21 protein-coding genes are annotated in these 26298 nt (G+C 62.1%); 11 read left to right on the forward strand and 10 right to left on the reverse strand.

The features are described 5' to 3' along the window. Positions 1-133: 133 nt before the first annotated feature. Positions 134-1126, forward strand: coding sequence for a M23 family metallopeptidase (locus tag MHY87_RS18350; RefSeq protein ID WP_239354020.1), 993 nt, complete (start codon positions 134-136; stop codon positions 1124-1126). Here the strand turns inward: MHY87_RS18350 and MHY87_RS18355 are convergent. From MHY87_RS18355 to ccmA, 3 genes are read right to left on the reverse strand one after another with little or no spacing between them, the layout of a single operon-like run. Further along, positions 1123-1611: a GNAT family N-acetyltransferase gene (locus tag MHY87_RS18355; protein WP_239354021.1), complete on the reverse strand. Its 489-nt coding sequence runs from the start codon at positions 1609-1611 to the stop codon at positions 1123-1125. The genes MHY87_RS18350 and MHY87_RS18355 overlap by 4 nt on opposite strands. A gap of 5 nt (positions 1612-1616) precedes the next feature. Beyond that, positions 1617-2285, reverse strand: a complete 669-nt coding sequence (ccmB, locus tag MHY87_RS18360; protein WP_239354022.1) for a heme exporter protein CcmB — start codon at positions 2283-2285, stop codon at positions 1617-1619. Then, positions 2282-2914 carry a heme ABC exporter ATP-binding protein CcmA gene (ccmA, locus tag MHY87_RS18365; RefSeq protein WP_239354023.1) on the reverse strand — a complete coding sequence of 211 codons (633 nt, stop codon included), beginning with the start codon at positions 2912-2914 and terminating at the stop codon, positions 2282-2284. Before ccmA ends, ccmB begins: the two co-directional genes overlap by 4 nt. A 223-nt stretch (positions 2915-3137) precedes the next feature. On the opposite strand from ccmA, the gene acnA reads away from it, so the two are divergent. Further along, positions 3138-5843, forward strand: coding sequence for an aconitate hydratase AcnA (gene acnA / locus MHY87_RS18370; RefSeq protein WP_239354024.1), 2706 nt, complete (start codon positions 3138-3140; stop codon positions 5841-5843). 108 nt (positions 5844-5951) lie between these two features. Here the strand turns inward: acnA and MHY87_RS18375 are convergent, their stop codons facing one another. Continuing rightward, entirely contained in the window at positions 5952-7343 is a 1392-nt protein-coding gene (locus MHY87_RS18375) for a M10 family metallopeptidase C-terminal domain-containing protein (RefSeq protein WP_239354025.1), read from the reverse strand. 226 nt (positions 7344-7569) lie between these two features. Continuing rightward, positions 7570-9747, reverse strand: a complete 2178-nt coding sequence (locus MHY87_RS18875; protein ID WP_304611144.1) for a calcium-binding protein — start codon at positions 9745-9747, stop codon at positions 7570-7572. 417 nt (positions 9748-10164) lie between these two features. Between MHY87_RS18875 and MHY87_RS18390 the strand changes: the two genes are divergently transcribed. Further along, on the forward strand, positions 10165-10671 hold the full coding sequence (locus tag MHY87_RS18390) for a GNAT family N-acetyltransferase (RefSeq protein WP_239354026.1): 507 nt from the start codon (positions 10165-10167) through the stop codon (positions 10669-10671). Between the two features lie 283 nt (positions 10672-10954). Next, on the forward strand, positions 10955-11485 hold the full coding sequence (gene ppa / locus MHY87_RS18395; RefSeq protein ID WP_239354027.1) for an inorganic diphosphatase: 531 nt from the start codon (positions 10955-10957) through the stop codon (positions 11483-11485). Between the two features lie 90 nt (positions 11486-11575). Here ppa and MHY87_RS18880 read toward each other — a convergent pair whose 3' ends face one another. Beyond that, positions 11576-14050, reverse strand: a complete 2475-nt coding sequence (locus tag MHY87_RS18880) for a calcium-binding protein (RefSeq protein WP_304611145.1) — start codon at positions 14048-14050, stop codon at positions 11576-11578. Positions 14051-14296: 246 nt separating this feature from the next. Then, positions 14297-15541, reverse strand: a complete 1245-nt coding sequence (locus MHY87_RS18415; RefSeq protein ID WP_239354028.1) for a ubiquinone biosynthesis hydroxylase — start codon at positions 15539-15541, stop codon at positions 14297-14299. Positions 15542-15717: 176 nt separating this feature from the next. Here MHY87_RS18415 and tesB point away from each other — a divergent pair, with 176 nt between their 5' ends. From tesB to MHY87_RS18430, 3 genes are all read left to right on the forward strand, one after another. Further along, entirely contained in the window at positions 15718-16575 is an 858-nt protein-coding gene (tesB, locus tag MHY87_RS18420; RefSeq protein WP_239354029.1) for an acyl-CoA thioesterase II, read from the forward strand. A gap of 208 nt (positions 16576-16783) precedes the next feature. Further along, positions 16784-17122: a P-II family nitrogen regulator gene (locus MHY87_RS18425; RefSeq protein ID WP_239354030.1), complete on the forward strand. Its 339-nt coding sequence runs from the start codon at positions 16784-16786 to the stop codon at positions 17120-17122. Between the two features lie 36 nt (positions 17123-17158). After that, positions 17159-18496 carry an ammonium transporter gene (locus tag MHY87_RS18430; RefSeq protein WP_239354031.1) on the forward strand — a complete coding sequence of 446 codons (1338 nt, stop codon included), beginning with the start codon at positions 17159-17161 and terminating at the stop codon, positions 18494-18496. A gap of 337 nt (positions 18497-18833) precedes the next feature. Here the strand turns inward: MHY87_RS18430 and MHY87_RS18435 are convergent, their stop codons facing one another. From MHY87_RS18435 to MHY87_RS18445, 3 genes are read right to left on the reverse strand one after another with little or no spacing between them, the layout of a single operon-like run. After that, positions 18834-19433: an SCO family protein gene (locus MHY87_RS18435; RefSeq protein WP_239354032.1), complete on the reverse strand. Its 600-nt coding sequence runs from the start codon at positions 19431-19433 to the stop codon at positions 18834-18836. Positions 19434-19447: 14 nt separating this feature from the next. Then, positions 19448-20401 carry a DUF1775 domain-containing protein gene (locus MHY87_RS18440; protein ID WP_239354033.1) on the reverse strand — a complete coding sequence of 318 codons (954 nt, stop codon included), beginning with the start codon at positions 20399-20401 and terminating at the stop codon, positions 19448-19450. A gap of 42 nt (positions 20402-20443) precedes the next feature. Continuing rightward, positions 20444-20824, reverse strand: coding sequence for a DUF2946 family protein (locus MHY87_RS18445; RefSeq protein WP_239354034.1), 381 nt, complete (start codon positions 20822-20824; stop codon positions 20444-20446). Between the two features lie 133 nt (positions 20825-20957). Here MHY87_RS18445 and MHY87_RS18450 point away from each other — a divergent pair, with 133 nt between their 5' ends. From MHY87_RS18450 to MHY87_RS18465, 4 genes are all read left to right on the forward strand, one after another. After that, entirely contained in the window at positions 20958-23549 is a 2592-nt protein-coding gene (locus tag MHY87_RS18450; RefSeq protein ID WP_239354035.1) for a DNA translocase FtsK 4TM domain-containing protein, read from the forward strand. 98 nt (positions 23550-23647) lie between these two features. Beyond that, positions 23648-24589: an outer-membrane lipoprotein carrier protein LolA gene (locus MHY87_RS18455; RefSeq protein ID WP_239354036.1), complete on the forward strand. Its 942-nt coding sequence runs from the start codon at positions 23648-23650 to the stop codon at positions 24587-24589. Positions 24590-24666: 77 nt separating this feature from the next. Continuing rightward, on the forward strand, positions 24667-25479 hold the full coding sequence (gene xth, locus MHY87_RS18460; RefSeq protein ID WP_239354037.1) for an exodeoxyribonuclease III: 813 nt from the start codon (positions 24667-24669) through the stop codon (positions 25477-25479). A 125-nt stretch (positions 25480-25604) separates the two neighbouring features. Further along, a partial coding sequence (locus tag MHY87_RS18465) for a cache domain-containing protein (protein ID WP_239354038.1) occupies positions 25605-26298 on the forward strand: 694 nt, incomplete at its 3' end.

The following is a 26298-nucleotide window of genomic DNA, read 5'->3' on the forward strand; positions in this document are numbered from 1 at the left end:
ATCCACTATCAAGCGCAACGCTATGGCTTCCCTTCCCCTCCGCTTTCGCTCCGGCCGGGAATGACACGAGCGACTGCCTTTCAATCGCCATGGGAAGGGTTATGGTCCTCGCATCTTTGTTGCGGAGCAAGCCATGCGCCTTCCGGCCTTCAGCCTCATCGCCCTTTGCCTCAGCGGGACTGCGTATGCGCAGGACATCTCGCTTCGCCTGCCTGTCGCCTGCGAGATCGGGCGCACCTGCTTCATCCAGCATTACGTGGATCACATCCAAGATTCAGGGATCGCCGATTACCGCTGCGGGACGATGACCTATGACGGGCATGACGGCACGGACATCCGCGTGCCCACCACGGCGGCCATGAAGGCTGGCGTGGATGTGGTGGCCGCCGCCGACGGTAAGGTTCTGCGCACCCGCGACGGGATGGAGGATATTTCCATCACGGGCCGGGGCCGGGAGAGCGTCGAGAATATCGAATGCGGAAACGGCGCCGTCGTTGATCACGGCAACGGCTGGCAGGCCCAGTATTGCCACATGGCCAAGGGCAGCTTGTCCGTGAAATCCGGCGATGTGCTGAAGGCTGGCGATAAGCTCGGTCAGGTCGGGCTCTCCGGCGCGACCGAGTTCCCGCATCTCCACTTCACCCTCCGCAAGGACGGCAAGGTGGTCGATCCGTTCGACACGGCGCCACCCACCAAATCCTGCGACAGCCGGGGCGCTTCCTCCTTGTGGGAAGAGAGTGTGAGACCCTCCCTGGCCTATCAGGCGGGCAGCGTTTTGAACAAAGGGTTCGCGCCCGGACCGGTGAGCATGGAGGGGATCGAATCGGGCTCGGCAGAACAGAATGTCCCGACGACGAAATCTCCTGCCCTCGTCGCCTATGTACGCGCCATCGGCCTCAAAGGCGGCGACGTGCAGACGCTCACTCTGTTCGACGCTGACGGCAAGCCGGTTGCCCAGAACAAGGCTCCGCCGCTTGATCGCAACAAAGCGCAATGGATGATGTTTTCCGGCGTGAAGCAGCCGGATGGCGGGTTCAAGGCCGGCCTTTATCGCGCGATCTATCGTGTGGAGCGGGAGGGCAAGCCCGCAATCGAGCAGGCTTTCGGGATCAATCTAAGGCCTTAAGGCAGAAAATAGGATTCGACCTCTTTGAATCCGTGGCCTCGATAAAGACGCAAGGCTCCCGAGGGATTGTCCGCTTCCACTTTCAGCTCGATGAAAGCCGCGCCGCGTTCCCTGAAGACCCGGAAGGCTTCATGGAGCAGTGCTGCGCCTAAGCCTTGCCGGCGATAGGCAGGAGCGACCGCGAGATCCTTGATGAAGGCGCTGGTCCAGCATTGCGCGACGGCGGCGACGTCATTGTTCTCGTTCACGGCGACAAGGCAGAGCGCCGGATCGAATTGGGCATCGTCGCGCAGGCGCGGCCACCAGATATCGAAAGTCGCGACCGAGCCTCCGCCATGCGCATAGGCGGTCACGAGAAGGGAATGAATCCGCTGCGCATGATCGTCCGGCACGAACGGCACGAGGCGAACGTCTTTCGGCCACGCAGGCGGTGGCACAGGCCCGTTCAATGAACGGCGCATGCGATGGACGAGACGCTCACTCATGAAAACTATTCCCCCGACCGCAGAGCCGCCGCCGCGCCCACCGTGCCGACGACGGCTGAGATCAGCGACAGCGCGATGAGGATGAGGAACGGCGTCGCGAACGGCACCGTGCCGCCAAGCGCCGCATTCGCTGCCGAGACGCCGAAGATCAGCGTCGGGATCATGAAGGGCACCACCAGGATCGCGAGGATCAGGCCGCCGCGCCGAAGCGAGGCGGTGAGCGCCGCGCCGACCGCACCGATGAAGGTGAGCGCAGGCGTGCCCACGAGCAGCGTCGCCACCATGGCGAGCATGCTCTCGGGCGAGAGCGCCACGAGCAGGCCGAAGAGCGGCGCGGCAATAGCGAGCGGCAATCCGGTGGTGAGCCAATAGGCAATGACCTTGGCGAGCACGATCATTTCGAGAGGCGCGGGTGAGAGGCGTAACAACTCGAGGGAGCCGTCCTCCTGATCGGCCTGAAACAGCCGGTCGAGGCCAATAAGAGTCGCGAGCAGGGCCGCGATCCAAAGGATCGCCGGGCCGATTCGCGACAAAAGATTGAGATCGGGACCGAGCGCGAAGGGAATCAGAGTCACGATCATCAGGAAGAAGATGAGGCCCATGACGCCCGAGCCGCCGACGCGGGCAGCGAGTTTCAGGTCGCGGATCAGGAGCGCGCGGAAGGAGCGGATCATTCTCCGTCTCCCTCATGCGAAAGAGGTGCCTTGGCCCGCTCGATCCTGATTTCCTTCGGCTCGGAGAGGAACAGCGGCGAATGAGTCGTGGCGGCGATCATGCCGCCTTGCGCCCGGTGATTCTCCAAAAGCTCGCGCAGGATCTCCTGCGAGGCGGCATCAAGCGCCGAGGTCGGCTCGTCGAGAAGCCAGAGGGGGCGATGAGCCACGAGGAGACGAGCGAGCGCCACGCGGTGCCGCTGGCCTGCCGAGAGATAGCCCACCGGCAGCCGGGCGGCGTGGGCAAGCCCCACGGCTTCCAGGGCCTCGCGGGCGGAGAGCGCCGGATTTCCAAGAAAATCCCTGGCGAAATCCAGATTCTCCTGGGCCGTCAGCGCGGTCTTGAGGGCATCGCGATGGCCGACATAGTGCAGGCTCTCTTGGAGACTGCGCTCGCCTGTCCCCTCCCAGAGGATCTTGCCGCCGGCAGGATGGAGACGCCCGGCCAGAAGCTCCAGCAGGGTCGATTTGCCGGCTCCGTTGCGCCCGGTGATGACCAAGGCCTCGCCGGTCTGAAGAGTGAACGACACCCCCTCGAAGATCCGGCGGCCGCCCCGCTCGCAGGCCAAATTGTTAACGGTCAGACGCAAACCCCGAGACCCCTGCCCTCTTTGCACCCCAGAATGGTTCTAAACCGTGTAGCGGGATGGTTCGAAATGATCTATAGCACCCTTGGCTGCGCCGCGCGCCAAGGCGTCCAATCCGTCTCGCGCGCTTTTCCCCTGTCCGGGCGCCCCCGGAGCGGCGCGCGCATTTCGCGCTTTCGGCCGAACAAACTGTTCGTTCGTAACCCAATGCACGCGAGGATTCGCCGTGACGCTCAATAACAGCTTCAATGCCCGCCAGACTCTCAAGGTCGGCGACAAGTCTTACACCTATTACTCCCTCGTCGAGGCCGAGAAGAACGGCCTGAAAGGTGCCTCCAAGCTGCCCTTCTCCATGAAGGTGCTGCTGGAGAATCTGCTCCGCTACGAGGATGGCCGCACGGTCACCAAGACCGATATCGAGGCCGTGGCCGCATGGCTCCACAACAAGGGCAAGGACGAGAAGGAAATCGCCTATCGCCCCGCCCGCGTGCTGATGCAGGACTTCACCGGCGTTCCCGCCGTGGTCGACCTCGCTGCCATGCGCGACGCCATGAAGAACCTCGGCGGCGACCCGCGCAAGATCAACCCGCTCGTGCCCGTCGATCTGGTCATCGACCACTCGGTGATCGTGGACGAGTTCGGCACGCCCAAGGCCTTCGACCGCAACGTCGAGCTGGAATACCAGCGCAACGGCGAGCGCTACCGCTTCCTTAAGTGGGGCCAGACCGCGTTCGAGAACTTCTCGGTCGTTCCCCCCGGCACCGGCATCTGCCACCAGGTAAATCTGGAATTCCTCTCTCAGACCGTGTGGACCCGCAAGGATACCGCCACGGGTGAGGAAGTAGCCTATCCCGACACCCTCGTCGGCACCGATTCGCACACCACCATGGTCAACGGCCTTGCCGTTCTCGGCTGGGGCGTGGGCGGCATCGAGGCCGAGGCCGCCATGCTCGGCCAGCCGGTTTCCATGCTCATCCCCGAAGTCATCGGCTTCAAGCTGACGGGCAAGCTGAAGGAAGGCGTGACCGCGACCGATCTCGTGCTCACTGTCACCCAAATGCTGCGCAAGAAGGGCGTGGTCGGCAAGTTCGTGGAGTTCTACGGCCCCGGCCTCACCGACATGTCGGTGGCCGACCGTTCGACCATCGGCAACATGGCTCCCGAATACGGCGCTACCTGCGGCTTCTTCCCGGTCGATCAAAAAACCATCGATTACCTTCGCACTACGAGCCGCACGGATGAGCGCGTGGCACTCGTCGAGGCTTACGCCAAGGCCCAGGGCATGTGGCTCACCCCCGACATGGCCGACCCGGTCTTCACCGACACCCTCGAGCTCGACCTCGGCGATGTGGTTCCCTCGCTCGCAGGCCCCAAGCGTCCGCAGGACCGCGTGACCCTCGACACCTCCAAGCCCGAGTTCCTCGGCGCCATGGAGAAGGAGTTCCGCAAGGCTGGCGACATCAGCCAGCGCGTGAAGGTGGAGAACGCCAATTTCGATCTCGGCCACGGCGACGTGGTGATCGCGGCGATCACCTCCTGCACCAACACCTCGAACCCGAGCGTAATGATCGGCGCGGGCCTTCTCGCCCGCAACGCCGTCGCCAAGGGCCTGAAGTCCAAGCCGTGGGTGAAGACCTCGCTCGCGCCCGGCTCGCAGATCGTCGAGGAATACTTCAAGAAGGCCGGTCTCCAGGGCGACCTGGACGCGCTGGGCTTCAACCTCGTCGGCTTCGGCTGCACCACCTGCATCGGCAATTCCGGCCCGCTGCCGGAGAACGTGTCGAAGGCGATCAACGACAACGACCTCGTGGCCGTGTCGGTGCTCTCGGGCAACCGCAATTTCGAAGGCCGCGTGAACCCGGACGTGCGCGCGAACTACCTCGCCTCGCCTCCGCTGGTGGTGGCCTATGCGCTTGCCGGCTCCATGCTGGTGGATCTCACCAAGGATCCGCTCGGCACGGGCTCAGACGGCAAGCCGGTGTACCTGAAGGACATCTGGCCGTCTTCGGCGGAAGTGCAGGAGTTCATCGACCGCACGATCACGAGCGAGCTGTTCAAGTCGCGCTATTCCGATGTGTTCGCCGGTGACGCCAACTGGAAGAAGGTGACCTTCGAGCCGGGCCTCACCTATGAGTGGGACATGGGTTCGACCTATGTGCAGAACCCGCCCTACTTCGAGGGCATGACGAAGGAGCCGAAGCCCGTCACGGACATCCTGAACGCGCGCATCCTCGGCCTCTTCCAGGACTCGATCACCACCGACCACATCTCGCCCGCAGGCAACATCCGCGCCGCTTCGCCGGCCGGTGAATACCTGCAGTCGCATCAGGTGCGCGTTGCCGACTTCAACCAGTACGGCACCCGTCGCGGCAACCACGAGGTCATGATGCGCGGCACGTTCGCCAACATCCGCATCAAGAACCAGATGGTGAAGGACGAGAGCGGCAACGTGGTCGAAGGCGGCTACACCATCCACCAGCCCTCCGGCGAGCGGATGTTCATTTACGACGCCGCCATGCGCTACAAGGACGAGGGCGTTCCGCTCGTCATCCTGGCAGGCAAGGAATACGGCACCGGCTCGTCCCGCGACTGGGCGGCCAAGGGCACGAACCTGCTCGGCGTGCGCGCCGTGATCGCCGAGAGCTTCGAGCGCATCCACCGCTCGAACCTCGTCGGCATGGGCGTGGCACCTTACGTGTTCCAGGGCGACACCTCCTGGGCATCGCTTGGCCTGAAGGGCGATGAGACCATCACCCTCAAGGGTCTCTCGGGCGACCTGAAGCCGCGCCAGATCACGGACATGGAAATCACCTACGCCGACGGCTCGGTGAAGCGCGTGCCCGTGCTCTGCCGCATCGATACGCTGGAAGAAGTCGAATACTTCCGCAACGGTGGCATCCTGCACTACGTGCTGCGCCAGCTTGCGGCTTAAGGGCTGCGATAACGCATAAATGAAAATGCCCGCTCTTCGGATGAGGAGCGGGCGCGAAAAAAGAAAGCCGGGGCGATCTGATTTGGATCGCCTCGGCTTTTTTACTGCTTAAGCGATCACCAGGAAATCGTTCATGGTCAATGCTTGTTTATTCAGGAAGGTTGCAATCAGAACAGGGGCGCTCAACTCACGAGAGCCATCGCCATCATAGAACAGCCTGCCGGTCTCGATGTCATAGAGAATTCGCTGTGAGGTGCTGGTCGCGACAGGTCCAAGATGGAAAGTCGCTTCCGTTAATCCTCCGCCGGTAAGCGCTTCCAACTTGAAGAGCGAACCTGTTAGATGAATCTTGTCTTCCCCAACGGTGAAATCGACGACAATGTCCCTATTGGCCGTATAGGCACGGGTGTCAAAAACAAAAACATCTTTGCCTTCGCCGCCCGTTAGAACATCTTGTCCGTAACTTCCAACAAGCGTGTCGTCTCCCTTTCCACCACTAAGTCGGTCAGCACCTAGGCCTCCTCTGAAATAATCATTGGCATCACTGCCGCCTGTATACTCATCGAGCCAATCCATTACGTATATGCTGATTGTCTTCTCGAAGGAAGCTCCGGAGCCATCCGTTACGAGAACCCTAATTTCGTGCGATGAAGCTTGTTCGCTATCGAGCTTATAGCCGTTCTTTACGCGAAGCTCATTGCCATCGACGTAAAAACGTCCTCCCGCATCATCGATCAGCGAGTAGGTAAAGCTGTCTCCTGCGTCCTCATCGAGGGTCGACAATTGCCCTATGACTAATCCATCATAGCTTAATTCTCGAACATCCGCATTATCAATCAGAATGTCCGTCGGCGCATGGTTCACCTCGCGGATGTCGAGCGCAAACGTCTTCTCGATCTTCAGCCCATATCTGTCCGTGGCGACAATCGTTACGTCGATCATCTTGTCCGGGTCTGACGCATAATCGATCAGGCTGCCGTCCTTCACCCGCAGCTGGTACACACCCGCCGCATTGCGCACGATCTCGAACGGGCTCGTCGCCGCATCCTTGAGACTGTAGCTCAACACATCGCCCGCATCCTGATCGCTGCCGCCGATATCGGCGATCCAGGTGCCTGCTGCCGCATGCTCGTCGACGGAGCGACTGCTGATGACGATGTTCGTCGGCGCCTCGTTCACATCCACGACGGTGAGCGCGAAGTCCTTGATTACGGCTTGCGTCGCGTCGGCCACCTTGATGCGCAGATTGAGCGTCGGGCCAACCGTCTCGAAATTGATCTTGGTGGCGTCCTTCACGACGAGCTTGTACTGACCGGTTGCCGGCTCGTAGACCAGCTCGAAGGCGCTCGTGAGATCCGTGTCGCCGAAGGCATCGACGATGGAGACGGCAAGCGCATCGCCATCCGGATCAGAAACGCTGATGCGGCCGATGACGGTGCCGTTGGCATAGGTCTCAAGGAGCCAGTTGGTGTCGAGAGCGGGAAGGTTGGGAGCAGCCATAGAAGGATACCTTTGAGTTGAATCACTCATGAAGTGATACGTTATTATACAACTAAAAGTTATACTCGCTCAAGACGTGCCTTTTCCTTGTTTCTCCGTCTTTGCATGGCTTCTGTTGTATTGAGCTTAAACGGGTCAAACGCAAATACGCCCGCTCATCTGCTGAGGAGCGGGCGTAGCAAACGATGCGGCTTTCGCAATCGGAGAAGGTTACAAGCTCATTCCGTCAGATCACGACGAAGTCGGTGTGGAAGATGGCTTTGTTCTTGCCGATATTCGCGAACACCACCTGACCGCCGGCCTTGCTGCCGTTGGAATCATACCAGAGGTCGCCGGTCTTCTTGTTGTAGCCGATGAAGTCGTTGCCGTCCTTCGCGGCAGATCCGAGCACGAAATAGTCCTTCTTGAGCGTGCCGGTCTTGGTCAGCTTCTTGAAGATCTTGTTCTCGAGATGGATCGTGTCGTCGCGATAGTTCCAGTCCTTGATCGTGTCCTTGTTGGTGCGGCTGTTGGGGGTGGTGTTGAAGACGAAAGTATCTCTGCCCGCGCCGCCCCAGAGCTGGTCGTTGCCTGCGCCGCCATTGATCTTGTTGGCGCCGCCGTTGCCCTTGATCATGTTGGCGAGCGTATTGCCTGTCAGGTTGATCGAGGACGAGCCAGAGGCCGTCAGGTGTTCCACATTGGCATCGAGCGTGTAGCTCGCCGTGGTGTAGACCTGGTCCGTGCCCCCGTTGACGGCTTCCACGATGCGGTCGCCCGGATTGTCGACATGATAGATGTCGTTGCCTGCGCCGCCCTGCATCGTGTCGGCGCCGCCTTCTCCGTTGATCACGTTGTCGGCTTCGTTGCCCGTGAGCACATTGTTGAGGCCGTTGCCGTTGAGCGACAGCGCACCCGCTCCCGAAGCGGCGGTCAGGTTTTCGAGGAAGCTCTCCAGGCCGCGGCTGTAGGAAGTGACGACCGTATCGACGCCCGAGGCATCGATGATCCCATCGGCTGCGCTGTCCACGTGATAGGTGTCGTTGCCCGCACCGCCATTCATGGTGTCGTTGCCGGTGCCACCATTGAGCACGTCGTTGCCGTCATCGCCCGTCAGACGGTCGTTGCCGCCGGCACCGTTGAGCACGTCGTCTCCTCTCGTGCCGACAAATTGGTCGTCAATGGCACTTCCGTTCAGAACGACGCTTTGACCGCGCGGATCGACGGCCTGCGCCCAAACATCCAGGCTGCCACCGGGTCCGATACCCTGCCAGGTCACCATCAGGCGCCCATCCGACATTGTCGTCAGGCCTCCCTTGAAGAAACCGGCTTTGAACGTGCCGACGATCATATCGGCACCCGAGCGGGTGCCATACGCATCGAATGTAATCAGCCGGACCTGGTCGACATCGCCTACGGCATTCGAGCTATCCTTGAACGCGACTGCAAATCCACCATCCATCGTCGCCGCGACGACAGGAAGCGATTGTCTTCCGGACGTCGTCGTGTTGACGACGAACTCACCGCCATAGACAGTGCCGTCGGCGTTGAAGATCTGGCCCTTGATGCACATTTCCGAGCCGTCGCCTGTCCTGGTGCCGATATGCTCCCAGACGACGACGAAACGGCCATCCTTCAGCATCGTGGCCGAGGGCTGCAGTTTATAATCTCTCGAGCTCGGCACGACGAAATCCGGCGTTTCCGGAATCGGTCGTCCTTCCCCGCTGAGAATGCGCGCCCTCACCGTATAGGAAGAAGTATCGTCGGAGCTCTTGCTTTCATCGGCGTAGATGACGACCTGGCGTCCGTCCTTCAGCCCAAGGCTGATCGAACTTGTTTGATTATTGGCCGTCGTCCCATTGACGTAGACTTCGTCGCGGACCTTTTCCAGGCTGGCATTGAACGTCTGCGATTTGATGCCGTACCCGGACCCATCTCCATTGGAAAGATCCGTATAGGAGATGGCAAATCCCCCTCCCGCCAGAGCAGCGATCGAAGGAGCGGTTTGATCCATCGCCCCCGGATCCGTAGCGCTGCCGTTGACCCGGAAGTCATAATCGACGGGAGTGCCATCCATCTTGAAGACGCGGGCACGAATGCCGAGACCCTGTTCTCCGCCCGCACCGCTGCCATCGGTCCACGCCACGACGAAGCGGCCATCGTTCAGGACTGCAATGGCAGGATTCATTTTCGCGCCGCCAGGCGTGGAATTGATGATGAACTCGCCACCCTTCTTGGTGCCATCCGCATTCAGGATCTGGCCTCGGATACTCTCCGTATAGCCAGTCGCATCGGTGCCTTGGGTATCCCTCCAAACCGCCACCAACGTACCGTTGGAGAGCGCGACGACTTTAGGGGTGACCTGAGTACCGGAACCGGTGCTGTTGATCTGAAACAGGGATCCCGAGAGAACAGGCACGGCCATGTGCATTTCCTTCCAACGGCTGGATTCAAAACAAGGGCGGCGATCAAAAGGCTTCGCTGCTGATACCCATGCTTAATATGTAATAACGTTTGGTAAAGCGAGGCGTGTTCTATCACACAGCCCGTAGGGAGGATTGCGACATATTCGCTCTTGCACCGCCATTATCAGGATACGATGAAAGACGGCGCCCGCACGTCAATCGTCCCTTGTCTCTTGCGTGGATACACGGCTTTCAGCTCTTCAATGACATTCCCAAGCGGGGGCCTCGTCCTTGCGGCGTTTCGCCTGTGCCTCACCGGCCTGGTTTGGCTTAAAGAAGTGATGCTTAGCCGTGCTTGTTCTCGCGCCATCTTAACGTCTCGTTAACCATGATCCGGCGAAGCTCTTTCCATTGCTTCTTCAGACTTTTGCCGAGCCATGAGCGACCTTCTTGTCAGTATCCGTCACGCCAAGCCCGACGATGCTCCAGCTTTGTCGAAGGTGTTCGATGCGGCCTGGCGCGAGGCCTATCTCGGCATCATCCCCGGCGTGACCCTCGACAAGATGTTCGCCCGGCGCGGCGAGCGGTGGTGGCGCTCCACGGTGACCCGGGGCCGTCCTCTCGTGGTGCTGGATATCGGCCAGGGTATCGCGGGCTATGCCTCCTACGGTCGCTGCCGGGACCGCGCCCTGCCGGCGGATGGCGAGATCGACGAGCTTTATCTCCTGCCGGAATATCAGGGCATCGGGCTCGGGCGGCGCCTGTTCAAGGCGGTTCTCAACGACCTTCGGCACAGCGACATGCCCCGCGTAGCGGTGTGGGCGCTCGCCGAGAACGAGCGGGCCTGCGCCTTCTATGAGGGCCTCGGCGGGCGAAGCGTCGCCCATGTGCAGGAGCGGATCGGCGGCACACCCCTTGCCAAGGTCGCCTATCTCTTTCGGTAGCGCCGAGCGCACCTGAAAGTCCGTGCTCAACAATGCATTCCGCTCGGGAAGAATCGGATTCGTCCCCAAAGTGAGCTCCACTATGGGGTCCAAGGCTCCAAAACCGCTTTTTGGTTCTTGTTGGGAGCGCCCAGTCCGGCTAGGAAGCGCGGAAAGTCTTTTGGGTGCGGCCTCTTAGGCATCAACTCCCCGCATCCGAGGGCTTCTTTTTGCTGCATTGATGAGTGAGACAGCCCTGTCCCGCTCAGCCGATGCCTCAAGCCTTGTTCCGGAGAACAGCTCTATGCGCCTTGATGCGATCCCGACTGGAAAGAACCCGCCTGAGGACGTGAACGTCGTCATCGAAGTGCCGCTCGGCGGCGAGCCCATCAAATACGAGATGGACAAGGAATCGGGCGCCCTCTTCGTCGACCGCTTCCTCTACACCGCCATGCGCTACCCCGGGAATTACGGATTTATTCCGCACACCCTGTCCGGCGACGGCGATCCTTGCGACGTGCTCATCGCCAACACCCGTGCCATCGCTCCCGGCGCCGTCATGAACGTGCGCCCCGTCGGCGTCCTCGTGATGGAGGATGATGGCGGTCAGGACGAGAAGATCATCGCGGTCCCCTCGAGCAAGCTGACCCAGCGCTACGACCGGGTGAAGACCTATACCGACCTGCCCGAGATCACCCTCAAGCAGATCGAGCACTTCTTCGAGCACTACAAGGATCTCGAGCCCGGCAAATGGGCCAAGATCATCCGCTGGGGCGATGCCCAGGAAGCGCACCGTCTGATCCAGGAAGGCATCGAGCGGGCGAAGAAGAAGTAAGCAACGCTTCAACGAACAGGACCGGGAATCTCCGGCCATCGTTATGAAAAAGCCCGGCTCGCAGGAGCCGGGCTTTTTGGTTTCCATTCATCAGAAGATGATGAAGTCCTTGTGCGTCAGAGCCAGGTTCTTGGCGATGGTTGCGAACTGGACCGCCCTGGCTCCGCCCGAGCCATCCGGATCGTAGAACAGAGCGCCTTGTGCCTTGTGATAGAGAATGCGGTCATCGGCATCGAGCTTGAACCCGCTGTTATCGCCCACCTTGAAAGCTCCAGCCTTCAGCGTTCCCTTGGAAATCTTGCTGAAGTACTTGCGGGCCAGCTTGATCGTATCATCGGCCGGCTTGAAGTCGGCGATGTGATCGACGTTGGCGCTGCTGATCCTGGAATCGAAGAAGAAGGTATCCTTGCCTTTGCCGCCGTAGAGAACATCCTTGCCGTTGTTTCCGTACAGGAGATCGTTGCCGTCACCGCCGTAGAGCGAGTCGTTGCCGTTACCGCCATAGAGCGTGTCGTTGCCTGTGCCGATCAGCCCGGCTCCTGAGGCTCCGTCACCACCGATGACGAAATCGTTGCCGTCGTCTCCGTAGAGCTTGTCATTACCCTTGCGGCCGAAGACCTGGTCATTACCGCCGCGACCATAAGCACGGTCGTTGCCGTATTCACCGATGACCTGCTCACCGGCACTGGTGCCGTAGCGGACGACGCCCCCATTTTCGTATTCGTTGATGATCTTGATCACCACGTCACGCGTGGCGGTGCCTGTCATCCCACCATTGGCGAGATTCTTGAAACCGTCGCTCACCGTAACCTTGAGGGTGTAGCTCGCGGTGATCCCGTTGCCGAATGCCTCGAAATTGAGAGCATCCTTGTTCTTGACGCGAATGGTCTTGCCGTCTTCATCGAGCTTGAAGAAGGGGTTGTCCTGCAGCGTGAAGGTCAGCGCATCTCCATCGGCATCGCTCGCCGAGAGACTTCCGACGCTCGTATCGGTGGCCGTGTTCTCCCGGACGCCGCCAATCGACGACCAGCTCGACGACAGCGAGAGTTTGACCGTGTCGGGGGCCGCGGAATTGTAGAGCGCATAAGTTTCGTCGTCGGCATCGTCCGTTGCATTGGCTCCGAGGAATTTCACCAGACGAATTTTCTTCAGGGTGTCTAGGCCACCGGCTCCGTTGTGCCTGACCGTATACTGGGTGTTGTCGTCACCGCTGGTATGCGAGAAAGCATAATTGGCCCTGACGCCCGAGAAGACCGCCATGTTCTTGCCTTCGCCGCCGTCGAGAGTGTCGTCGCCGTCGCCGCCCCAAAGCGTATCATTGCCATCGTCGCCGAAAAGCTTGTCGGCTCCCGCTCCGCCGATGATGCTGTCGTTGCCATTGCCGCCCGTGAGGCTGTCGTTATCCGCGCCGCCATCGAGCGTATCGGAACCTTCTCCGCCATCGAGAGTGTCGTTGCCGCCATGGCCGTTGAGGACGTCGCCGCCGCTCCAGCCCCACAGCTTGTTGGCGGCGCTACTGCCGTCGATGGTATCCCAACCGCTGCTGCCGTTGACGTTCTCGATGCTCTTCAACGTATCCGTACCGTAGCCGGACGTGTTCTGAGCCACGCCGTCTTTGCTCAGGTCCACTTTGACGGCGGCCGATCCGTAATAGCTGACCGTGTCGATGCCGTCCCCGCCGTCGAGCGTATCGTTGCCGGCGCCGCCCTCGAGCGTGTCGTTGTTTTTCCCGCCCTGGAGCAGATTGTCGGCGGCGTTGCCAGTCAGAACATCGTTGTGGTCGCTGCCGATGATGTTCTCGATATTGATCAGGGTGTCATAATCCTGCCCACTGCCGACATACTGGCCGGTGGTGTTCATGAGATTGACGGTGATGGAGGAAATCGCCTTGGAGTAATCGACTGTGTCGCTACCTGCGCCGCCGTCGTAGAGGTCGTTGCCTTTTCCGCCGACGAACCACTCGGCGCCAGCGCCGCCATAGGCTTTGTCGTCACCTTCGCCGAGATCGATCATACCGAAGACGACGCCGCCGCCGCCATCGTAGATGTCGTCGCCCGCGCCAAGGTCGATCGCAGCAACGGCAGCACTTGTCGTGCGGATGATGCCGGTATTGACCACGCGATCATTGCCGGCAGCGCCGACAATGGCCTTGTTGTTGGCAATGATCATGCCCGAGTTGGACACGTCCAGCTTGCCGGTGCCTTCCAGCTTGATGCCGATCTCCGCCTGGATGGCGCCCTGATTCAGGACGATGCCTTCGCCGCCCTTGGCAAAGAAAATGCCCGTGCCCTCAAGAGACCAGATAAGGCCGTTTGTATTGAAAACCCTGTTTGGATGATCGGCATCGCCAGCGATGTCGAAGTAGATGCCGTGGCTCCTGCTCCGGATGGTCGCGCCGGAAATCAGCGTGATGTCCTGAATGCCGTGAGCGCGAATTCCGGCCCCTGCCAAGTTCAAATACGTAAGGCCGATGATCGCGGTTCCTGCATCCAGTTGCAGCGCCTGATCGGGATCTTTGGCGATTGTTGTTACATCATGGTTAGGAGCAAAATAATAATCGGCCATGGCTGTCTTCCGTAAAGCAAAGGGATGTCGGCCACGTTTGATACGTTATTTCATATTAAACAGGAAGGGGTTCAACTGCATAATTCCGCCGCACCTTTGCAATTTTGCCGGGCTCTTGCTTGGCAAGCCCAAGCATTTCAAGAAGAAGCGGCATTCCATCTGTTTATTGGAATAGTTAATAGCCGGCCGGGCGCGAGCTTCCCTTAAGGCCTGCCGTAAAATCGCGGCGGCCTTATCATACCCCCTTCAGAGAGCCTCGCCCTTGAGCAGCCTCGGCGCGTCCTCTTTCCTCAAGCCCGCCGCCTCGCGGATGAAGAAGCGCTTCAGGCCCGGCATCCGGTCGACCAGTCCCAGGCCGAAGTCGCGAATCAGGCGCACGGGCAGCATGTCGTTCGAGAACAGGCGATTGAGGCCATCGGTCATGATGCCCATGGCGGTGATGTCGGCCCGGCGCGCGCGCTCGTATTGCATGAGCACGTCGGCGCCGCCCGGGTCCTGCCCCAGCCGCATGGCATCGGTGATGATCTCCGCCAGGGCCGCGACATCGTGCAGGCCCAGATTGAGGCCCTGCCCCGCGATGGGATGGATGAGATGGGCCGCGTCGCCCAGAAGCGCCAGGCGCTCACCCACGAAGGAGCGCGCCACGCCGAAGGCCAGCGGAAAGGCCTGAGGCTTGGTCTCGAAGGCGATCTTTCCGAGCTGCAGGCCGAAGCGCTTTTCGAGCTCAGCGAGCAGATCCTCCGGATGGGAATCGAGCAGCACCGGCACGTTTTCGCTGCGCTCGCTCCAGACGATGGAGGAGCGGTGCTGCACGGACCCGTCGGGCTGCTGCTCGTCCTTCAGCGGCAGGATCGCGAAGGGGCCTGCGGGGAGGAAATGCTCCACCGCCCTGCCCTCGTGGTCGCGCTCATGGGAGATCGTGGCGACGATGCCGGATTGATTGTAGGGCCAGTAGATCCAGCCGATGCCGGCCTGTTCGCGCAGGCGCGAGCGCGCACCATCGGCCGCAACGAGAAGGGCGGCGGAGAGCGTCTCGCCTCCAGTGAGCATGACATCGGTGTACGCACCCTGCGCGGAAAAGCCCTTCACGCCCTCCGGCCTCAAGCTCACGCCGGCCTCCCGGCATGCATCGAGCAGCAGCCCCGTCAGGTCGCCCGCGGTGACCATGTGGGCGAAAGCCTCGCCATCCACCGCGCCCTCGAAGGTGAGATAGGTGGGGCGCACCGGATCCTGCAGGCTTGAATCGGTGATCACCATATCGAGGATGGGCTGCGCCTTCTCGGCAACCGCGTCCCAGACGTTGAGCGCCTGGAACATCCGCCGGGCGGCTGCGGCGATGGCATAGGAGCGCCTGTCCCCATGCGGATCGCGGGATAGCGCCGGATCGCACATGACCACATCCACGCCGTCGGCCAGCGCACGCTTGAGGGCGAGCGACAAGGACAGTCCGGCCAATCCGCCGCCTGCGATGACGATACGCGATGCTGTCATGTTCTTCTCCTCGCCTCTCGATGGTCGGCAGCGGCCCAAGGAACGCGCCGCTTAGCCTTATCCCATGTTGATCGTTATAGGTTGGGTGTCAGCGATCCATTGACCAGCGTCAAGCTTGACCTTCGCACGCCGCTCGCCGATGGATGACACTTCTTCACAATGAGGATCACCGATTCATGTCCCGCGCCGTCACGGACCTTCTCTCCATTCTCGACCTCGAACAGCTCGAAGTGAACCTGTTTCGCGGCCAGAGCCCGAAGAGCGGCTGGCAGCGGGTGTTCGGCGGTCAGGTGATCGGCCAGTCGCTCGTCGCGGCCACTCGCACGGTGGACGGGCGCCATCCGCACTCGCTCCATTGCTATTTCATGCTGCCGGGCGATCCCAAGGTACCGATCATCTACGACGTGGATCGCATCCGCGACGGCAAGAGCTTCGCCACCCGCCGCGTGGTGGCGACCCAGCACGGCCAGGCGATCTTCGCCATGTCGGCCTCGTTCCAGATGGATGAGGGCGGTTTCGAGCACCAGGCCGAGATGCCGAAGGTGCCGGGCCCCGACGAGCTTCCCTCCGAGGAGGAGGTGAAGGGCGGCCTGCTGCTCAAGATGCCGGAGCCCATGCGCACTTATTACGAGCGCGAGCGCCCGCTGGAGATCCGCCCCGTCGAAATCGGGCGCTACACCTCCCGTGAGCCCGGCGAGCCGCGCTTCCATGTGTGGATCAAGACCAACGGCCGCCTGCCGGACGATCCTGCGATCCACCAATCCGTGCTGGCTTACGCCTCCGACATGACGCTCCTCGACACGTCGCTCATTCCTCATGGGCGCACGGTGTTCGATCCCACGGTCCAGGGAGCGAGCCTCGACCATGCCATGTGGTTCCACCGCCCCTTCCGGGCGGACGAATGGCTGCTTTATGCGCAGGACACCCCGAACGCCTCGGGCGCCCGCGGCTTCTCGCGCGGCCTGATCTTCAGGCAGGACGGCACCCTCGTCGCCTCCGTGGCGCAGGAAGGCCTGATCCGCGACCGGTCCTGAGCCGGAGCCTGCCCACAAATTAAGCAAACAGGGCTTTTTCTGGCCAATTCCAGCCTGCCTATGAAAGAGGCAGGGCTGATGCCTCCTGTCTGAACAGGCTTGGCACGTCTCTTGCATATCCCCTCCCGACACCCGCCGGAAAAAGCGGGTTCGCGTGGAAACCATGGCCTGAATGCTTCGGGCCAGCGTCTCAAAGGGGGCAAGACCCATGAAAATCGTGATGGCGGTCATCAAGCCGTTCAAGCTGGAGGAGGTGCGTGACGCACTCACCGCTCTGGGCGTGCACGGCCTCACCGTGACCGAGGTGAAGGGATACGGCCGGCAGAAAGGCCATACGGAAATCTACCGTGGCGCCGAATATGCCGTGAGCTTCCTGCCGAAGCTCAAGATTGAAGTGGCGGTGGCGTCCGATCTGGTACCGCAGGTGATCGACGCGATCACGGCAGCCGCGCGCACGGGCCAGATCGGCGACGGCAAGATCTTCGTCACGTCGCTCGAGAAAGCGGTCCGCATCCGCACGGGCGAGACCGATACCGACGCCCTGTAATCCTCCTTTTCAATGATTTTCCGGAGTTCTGATCCGATGAAGTCCCGTCCTCTTCTCCTTCCCGCGCTCGGTGCGCTGGGTTTAAGCCTCGCCGCTCTCGAGCCCGCTCTGGCGCAAGATGCAGCCCCCACCGTCGATAAGGGTGACACCGCCTGGATGCTCGTCTCCGCGCTCCTCGTGATCCTCATGACGATCCCGGGTCTCGCGCTGTTCTATGGCGGCCTCGTGCGCACCAAGAACATGCTCTCCGTGCTCATGCAGGTCTTCGCGGTGTTCAGCCTCGTGTCGATCCTGTGGGTGTTCTACGGCTACTCGCTCGCCTTCACCTCCGGCGGCGAAGGCACGCTGGGCGCCATCATCGGCGGCTTCTCCAAGGTCTTCCTCGCCGGCGTAACGACGGATTCCACCGCCGACACCTTCACCAAGGGCGTCGCCATTCCGGAATTCACCTTCATCGCCTTCCAGCTGACCTTCGCGTGCATCACGCCCGCGCTGATCGTCGGCGCCTTCGCCGAGCGCATCAAGTTCTCGGCGGTGATGCTGTTCACGGCTCTGTGGTTCACCTTCGTGTACCTGCCGATCGCTCACATGGTGTGGTTCTCGGAAGGTTATCTCTTTGGCCTCGGCGCTCTCGACTTCGCGGGCGGCACGGTGGTGCACATCAACTCGGGGGTGGCCGGTCTCGTCGGCGCTCTCCTCGTCGGCAAGCGCATCGGCTACGGCCGCGACCTGATGGCTCCGCACTCGCTCACACTCACCTTCGTCGGCGCTTGCCTTCTGTGGGTCGGCTGGTTCGGCTTCAACGCTGGCTCGAACCTCGAAGCCACGGGCGGTGCTGCTCTCGCGCTCCTGAACACCATCCTCGCCCCGGCCGCCGCCGGTCTCGCCTGGATGGGCGTGGAAGCTCTCGGCAAGGGCAAGGCCTCGCTGCTCGGCATCGCCTCGGGCGCGGTTGCCGGCCTCGTCGCCATTACGCCTGCTGCCGGTCTCTCCGGTCCGATGGGCTCCATCGTGCTCGGCCTCGTCGCCGGTGCTGCCTGCTACTTCGCGGTGACCTCGCTGAAGAACGCGCTCGGCTATGACGACGCGCTCGACGTGTTCGGCATCCACGGCATCGGCGGCATCATCGGCGCCATCGGCACGGGCATCGTGGCCGCTCCCTCCCTCGGCGGCTACGGCGTCGGCGAGTACAGCATCGGCGGGCAGGTGTGGACGCAGATCATCGCCGTCGTCATCACCCTCGTGTGGACCGGCATCGGCTCCGTGGTGCTCTACAAGATCGTCGACCTGATCACGGGCCTGCGTGTCACGCAGGACGAGGAGCGCGAAGGTCTCGATCTCGCGGACCACGGCGAGCGCGCCTACAACTACTGAGCATCGGACTAAGAAAGCGGATCCCGGTTTCGGGATCCATCCGATGCTCGAATCCAAACTGCAATCTCCGCATCGCGCGAGTGGGTGTGCTCGCACGATGCGGCAACGAAGCCTTCCAGAGGCTCAAAAGAAAAGCCCCGGTCACATGGCCGGGGCTTTTCTGTCTGAGAGCCTTTTCAAGGTCTAGTCCTACCCTAATCAGGCACGCCGACGCATTCCATTACCGAGTGCCATGTTCTGAGACAGCTTTTAAACGGCATGACATACAGTCCGCTCAGAGCCATTAGAATAGCAGCGGCGCTAATGATCAGAGCCGCTATAATTCCCTGTCTCATGATCACCCGTTCCTGATGAGCTGCTTGATCTTGGACCGTCTGATCTCAGCCGATTCCTGAAAGTTCGACGTGGCGTAGAAATCGCCCTTGCTGTCCATGAGGAAGATCGTGGCCGAGTGATCCATGGTGTAGCCGTTGTCGGTCGGCACCTTGCGGTAATAGATCTTGTATTCCTTCGCGACAGCCGCGATCTCCTCGTCCGTTCCGGTGAGCCCTACGATGCGCGGGTCGAAGGACGAGAGATAAGTCTTCATCAATTCCGGCGTGTCCTGCGCGGGATCGACGGTGATGAAGGCGACCCGCAGCTTGTCGGCATCCGAGCCCATCGACGCGAGGTCCTGGGTCAGATCGTAAAGCGTCGTCGGGCAGACTTCCGGACAATGGGTGAAGCCGAAGAACACGGCGAAGGGCTTGCCCTTCAGATCCGCATCCGTGAACGGCTTGCCCTCATGCGAAGTCAAACGGAACGGCCCGCCGATGGGCACGCGCCCCGCGCTTTGTTGCTGCTGCGGTTGCAGGATGAAGAAAGCGGTGGTCAGCAGGACAGCAAGACCTGTGAGGAACACCGCGATCGGGATGATCAAGGAGCGTTTGAAAGCCATCGTTCGCATACCTCTTAGTGGTGATGATGTTCGCCGGCAGCGGGAGCAGCATCGCCCATGCCGCGCACGGCATATTCGACATCCACTGTTCCGACTTTTTCGAACACGAGCGTGCCCTTCACGATCTGGCCCTCGGTGAGCGGCGCCTTCAGATCCATGAACATGAGGTGGTAGCCGCCGGGCTTCAACTCGACACTCGCGCCGGGCTTGATCTCGAGGCCGCCATGCACCGGCTTCATGCGCATGATGTCGTTTTCCATCTTCATCTCATGCACCTCGACGCGCGACGCATTCGGGAAAGAGCCGCCGATCAGGCGGTCGGTTTCCTTGCCGTTATTGGTGATGCGTAGATAGCCGCCGCCGACCTTCGCGCCACCGGGCGTGGCGCGCGACCAGGGCTGCTCGATGGTGAGTTCGCCGACCTTCTGTGCTGCGGGTGCGGCGTTCGCTGCGCCTGCGATCTTCACGCCCGGTGCGGGCATGGCGAGCTTGTGCGCGTCTTCGCCTGCGGCAGGCACCTGCACCCATTCCTCGGCGGCGCCATCGCATTCCTGCACGACGGGGAAATATACCGTCGCACCCGGCTGGAACGCATCGGTGAATCGCGCCTGGAAGACGAACTCGTCGTAATGGCCGTCGTCGAGCGAACCCGTCCAGACGATGTCGGTCACGCCTTCGGAGACGGTTTCGCCGTGCACCTTGTAGGTGCGCACGTAAGAGCCCTTCGTGGTCTCGAGCTTCCAGCCCGCCTTCGGCATGGGTTTGACCGCGACGACGCCCTCCGGAATGCGCACGCGCACCTTGAGAGTGGGCTTGCCGTCGCAGCCGTGCGGAATGCGCAAGATTCCCTTGTAGGACGTGTTAGGCGTGGCCTGCGCCGTCTCGAAAGAGACGTGGGCGAAAGCAGGCGTGGAAACGGCGAAGAAAGCGGCTGCGACCAGCGCACCGCGAGAGTGAGACGTAAACATTTATGATTCCTGTGAGAGTTCGGGTGATTGATCAGAAAGCAATCAGCCGAGGCGCGGAGGCGCGCGCGATCCGACAGGAAGAACGGTGGAGAAGAGACGTGTCGCCGAAGAGACGACAGGCACCTGCACATCGAGAGTGACGGGCGTCGCCCGCTTCGGCAGGGACGCGGTGGGAACGGGTCCGGCCGCGCCCGTGCCATGACAGCTCAAGATGCAGCAGAGCCCGTTATGGGCCTTGGCGGGATCGTGATCGGGCAGGCTCTGGCCGTCCTGCAAGCAGAGGATGCCTTGTGGTCCCGCCGCTTCGGCGGCATGCGCAGCCCCGCTGAGCGAGACAAGAACCATCTGCAGCACGAGCGCATAGGCCACCAGCGCCGTGAGAACGGCGCGCTTCCAACCGGTGGTGATACCCTTGCGCGTCATGGCCGGGACACTGGTCTTTTCACGTGGCCCCGTCAACAGCGCAGAAGAAGCGACAGGGTTAATAGGCCCTTAACCCGCGCCCTCTAGGATCGGAGCAAGATTGTCTCGTTTATTCGGTTTTCAGAGTGGTTTGATGCGTACGGCCCGCCGTTCCTCCTCTTCCGCCTATGACGGCCTTTTCAGCGCCTTGCGGGCCTTCATCGCCCGCAGGACGCAGGAATTGACGGGCCTGTGCCTTGTCGCCGTCTCCGGCGCGGTGGCGGTGGCGCTCGCCACCTGGTCGGTGGACGACCCGAGCCTCAACAACGCCACCGACATTCCTGTCCGCAACCTGCTCGGCTGGCCCGGCGCCATCGTGGCCGACCTGCTGATGCAGCTCTTGGGCCTTGGCGCCATCGCGGCCGTCCTGCCGCTGGCGCTGTGGGGCTGGCGCCTCATGAAATCGGGCGAGCTCGGCCGCCTGCAGCTGCGATTCGCGCTCTGGGTCATGGGCGCGGGCGCCGCCACCGCGTTGGCCAGCGCCATGCCCGCCACCGACCGCTGGCCCCTGCCGACGGGCCTCGGCGGCGTCGCGGGCGATGCGATCCTCACCGGCGCGAAGGCCATCACGGGCCTGTCCAATGGCTCGGCCAGCGCCGTTCTCGGCTTCCTTTTTGCCGGCATCGCGATCTTAAGCCTGACCGCCGCCTGCGGAATCAGCCCGAACGAAGAGCGCCACTACGAAGAGCCGGAAGAAGAGGCTCCCCGCCCGGTCAAGCGCCGCCAGATCGCCGATCTGGACGATCCCGACGATATCGGCCACGACGAGCCCGGCTGGGGCATCGTCTCGTTGGGCGCGCTCGCCCATGGCGTCATGAGCCTTCGCGCCAGCGCGCGCCGCTGGAGCGAGAGACGAAACGCACCGGACGAGGACGAGGATTATGAGGCCGCGCCGCAGCCGCGCCGCGGCAAACGCGATGGCACCACCATGCGCCGCGAGCCCATGCTCGATGCACCGCCTCCCCGCGCTTCGCGGACGGCGCCCGCGCATGCCTACGACGATGAGGACGAGACCTATGACGATGAGCCCATGGCCCAGCCGGTGCCCCGCGCAGCCATGCGGCCCGAGCCCGTCTCGGCGCGCGTCGGACCAGCACCCACCGCGCCGAAGCCCGGCAAGCGCATGGCCCGCGAGGCGCAGCCCTCGCTGCTCGACGAAGAAAACTACCAGCTGCCGCAGCTGAACCTGCTCGCGGAGCCAAAGAAGTCATCCGCTCCGCTGATCTCGGCGGAAGCGCTGGAGCAGAACGCCAATCTGCTGGAAGGCACGCTGGAGGATTTCGGCGTGCGTGGCGCGATCACGAAAGTGAGCCCCGGTCCTGTAGTGACGCTGTATGAGCTTGAGCCTGCGCCTGGGACGAAGTCGTCGCGGGTGATCTCCTTGGCTGATGACATCGCCCGCTCGATGAGCGCGGTCTCGGCCCGCGTCGCCGTGGTCCAGGGCCGCAACGCCATCGGCATCGAGCTGCCCAACCACAAGCGCGAGACCGTGTATCTCCGCGAACTGCTCGCCTCCCAGGACTTCGAGACCTCGAAGCAGAAGCTCGCGCTCTGCCTCGGCAAGACCATCGGCGGCGAGCCCGTCATCGCCGATCTCGCCCGCATGCCGCACCTGCTCGTCGCCGGCACCACCGGCTCGGGCAAGTCGGTGGCGATCAACACCATGATCCTGTCCCTCGTCTACCGGCTCACCCCGGCCGAGTGCCGCCTGATCATGGTCGATCCCAAGATGCTCGAGCTCTCGGTCTATGACGGCATCCCGCATCTGCTCACCCCGGTGGTCACCGATCCCAAGAAGGCGGTGGTGGCCCTCAAATGGGCGGTGCGCGAGATGGAAGACCGCTACCGCAAGATGTCGAAGCTCGGCGTGCGCAACATCGACGGCTTCAACGCCCGCGTCTCCGAGGCCAAGGCCCGCGGCGAAACCATCACCCGCACGGTCCAGACCGGCTTCGACCGCGAGACCGGCGAGGCGATCTATGAAGATGAGGTGATGGATCTCGAGCCGCTGCCGTACATCGTGGTGATCGTCGACGAGATGGCGGATCTCATGATGGTGGCGGGCAAGGAGATCGAAGGCGCGATCCAGCGCCTGGCGCAGATGGCGCGTGCGGCGGGCATCCACGTGATCCTGGCGACGCAGCGCCCGTCGGTGGACGTGATCACCGGCACGATCAAGGCGAACTTCCCGACCCGCATTTCCTTCCAGGTGACCTCGAAGATCGACAGCCGCACCATTCTCGGCGAGATGGGAGCGGAGCAGCTTCTGGGCCAGGGCGACATGCTGTACATGGCCGGCGGCGGGCGGATCACGCGCGTGCACGGGCCGTTCTGCTCGGACGAGGAGGTCGAGCATGTGGTGGCGCATCTGAAGCGCCAGGGCCGTCCGCAGTACCTCGAGGCCGTGACGGCGGAGGAGGACGAGGGCGGGGCTTCTGGCGACACGCCGGTGTTCGACCAGGGCGAGTTCGGGGCTCCCGGAGGCGACCTGTACGACCAGGCGGTGGCGGTGGTGCTGCGCGACAAGAAGGCGTCGACGAGCTACATCCAGCGGCGCTTGCAGATCGGCTACAACCGGGCCGCCTCGCTCATGGAGCGCATGGAGCAGGAGGGCATCGTCGGGCCCGCAAACCACGCCGGTAAACGCGAAATCCTCATGGAAAGCCCTCACGGGGGAGAGGATTAATCCCTATATTAGCGGAACCTTGGCCGCGGCCCTGCGTCATCTTGAATGATGCGGCAAAGCGGAGCTGCGGTCATAGTGGTTCTTAAAGGAAGGTTGGGATGCGCCCTGTCAGTTTGATCGGTCTTGTGACCGTGGCGTCCGCTCTTGCGGGCCCGCTGACGGCTGCCGCGCAGACGACCCTGCCCATGGACATGATCCTGCCGCCCAAGCGGCCGATCGCCCAGGGCTTCAACGCGACGGCACCGTCGCTTCCGACATCCAGTTTTCATAACCCATCCTCGCCTGCTCAAGCCCCTGCGGTGGCCCAACCGGCCAGACCCACCGCCGCTGTCAGGCCGGTGAATGCCGAGCAGCTGCTAGCCGCCACGGCCCCCCTGCCCCCTGCCCGTCCGGCCACGGCCGAGGCTGCGCCGGTCCCACAGGCGGAGCCCATCGACATCGCGCCGAAACCCATCGTCACCGCCTCCATGGGCCCGGTCGGCCAGGGTCAGCCCCTGCCGAACAGCGCCATCGTGGAGCGGGCGAATTCCTATTTCACCAATCTCAACACCCTGGTCGCCGACTTCACGCAGGTGGGCGGCGACGGGCGGCGGATGGGCGGCACGCTCTATCTCCAGCGTCCCGGCAAGGTTCGTTTCGAATACGATACGCCCTCCAGCCTCGAAGTGGTCGCCGACGGCCGCTCGGTGGCCGTGCGCGACCGCAAGCTCGCCACGCAGGATCTTTATCTGATCTCGCAGACGCCGCTGAAGTTCCTGCTGCGCGAAAAGGTCAATCTCGGCCAGGACATCAAGATCACCGGCATCTCGAACGAGCCCAACGCGGTGCGCATCAACCTGGAAGACACCGCGACGCTGGGCGGCACCTCGCGGATAACCCTGTTCTTCGACCCCGAGATACAGAACCTGAGTCAATGGCGCATTGTGGATGCGCAAGGCTTCCAGACGATGGTGGTGCTGAACCAGGTCCAGAAGGGCCGCCGCATCGACCAGGATCTGTTCAAGATCCAGTACGAAGAGATCCGCGGCGACCACAAGTAGCCCTTCCCATCCGCCCTGCCCTTCCCTCCGGCGAGAATCTGTCGTAGCCCGGAAGGAATTCTCGAAGGGGCATGTCCGTGAAACTCACCGTCTCCACCTGGAACATCAATTCTGTGCGCCTGCGCATCGATCAGGTCGAACGCTTCCTGAAGGAACGGCGTCCCGACATTCTGTGCCTGCAGGAAACCAAGTGCCCGAACGACAAGCTGCCGCTCAAGGAGCTGCAGGCTTTCGGCTATCCCTTCGTCGTCCACATGGGCCAGAAGGGCTATAACGGCGTCGCGATTCTCTCACGCTTCCCGTTCACGGAGACGAGCGTGATGGAGATGTGCGGCCGCCCGGATGCGCGCCACATCACGGTGACCCTCGGCCAGGCGAAGGCCGCCACCGGCATCACGATCCATAATTTCTACGTGCCCGCCGGCGGCGATATTCCCGATCCGGAAGTGAACGAGAAATTCCGCCACAAGCTCGATTTCATGGCCGAGATGCGCTCCTGGGGTTCGAAGTCGAAACCGACGAAGGGCCCTGCGATTCTCGTGGGCGATCTCAATGTCGCGCCGCTCGAGCACGATGTGTGGAGCCACAAGCAGCTTCTCGACGTGGTGAGCCATACGCCCATCGAGACGCAATTGCTCGAAGAGCTGCGCCAGGAAGGCGGCTGGACGGACGCCATGCGTCACCTTCGTCCCGAACCGGAAAAGATCTATTCCTGGTGGAGCTATCGCTCGCCCGATTGGGCTGCCGCCGATAAGGGCCGCAGACTCGACCACATCTGGATTTCGGACGCACTGAAAGGCTCGCTGCGCAACATCGGCGTGACCCGCGACACCCGTGGCTGGGAACGCCCCTCCGACCACGCGCCGGTGACGATGGAACTGGAATTGTAATCGCTCGCGCGAGTTCCCCGCCTGAGACTATCATCCTCTACGCGCTGCCCCCGCAAGCCAGGCGCAAGCCAAGCTCTGTAGAACGCGAATACTATTCCGGAAGACCATGTCTCGGGGGCAATTGGATGGTTCTCAAACTGCGTTCAATCAAAACCCGCGTCCTGCTGCTGGCAGGCGCGGGCTTCATCGGGGCCTGCACGATCCTGACATTCGCGGGCGCGCAGATCATGATGAGCAAAGGCCGGGATGAGGCCATCGTCACGGCAAATTCGCTGCTCAACCAGTACAAGGATTACGTCCACGGTGAGATCGACCGTGCGGTCGCTGCCGCAACCGTCACGAAATCCACCGCTGAGGCCATCGCCTATGACTACAAGGTGGAGCGCGGAGAGCTTGCGGAGATTCTGGCACTCACCGTCGAGAGCCAGCCCAATCTCATCGGCATGGCGCTCGCTTTCGAGCCGGATGCTCTCGACAGGCGCGACAAGGAATATCTGGCCGATACCTACTCGGATGCGACAGGCCGCTTCGCGCCTTACTTCTTCTGGACGAAGGAAGGCAAAGTCTCCGTCGAGCCTCTCAACATGAAGGGCGCCGAGGGTTGGTACGACAAGCCCTTGCGCGAGAACCGCAACCAGATCACGCCGGCCTATCTCTACCCAGTCAATGGCGAGGAAGTGCTGATGTCCACCGTCAGCATCGTCATCCGCCGCGACAAGGCGCCGATCGGCATCATTACCGCAGATATCGGCCTGAAGAAGATCTCCGACGAGATCGGAAGCCTGAAGCCCTTCGGAGAAGGCTCGGTCAGCCTCGTGG

The sequence above is a fragment of the Microvirga sp. ACRRW genome (genome assembly GCF_022346925.1).
Classification (GTDB): Bacteria; Pseudomonadota; Alphaproteobacteria; order Rhizobiales; family Beijerinckiaceae; genus Microvirga.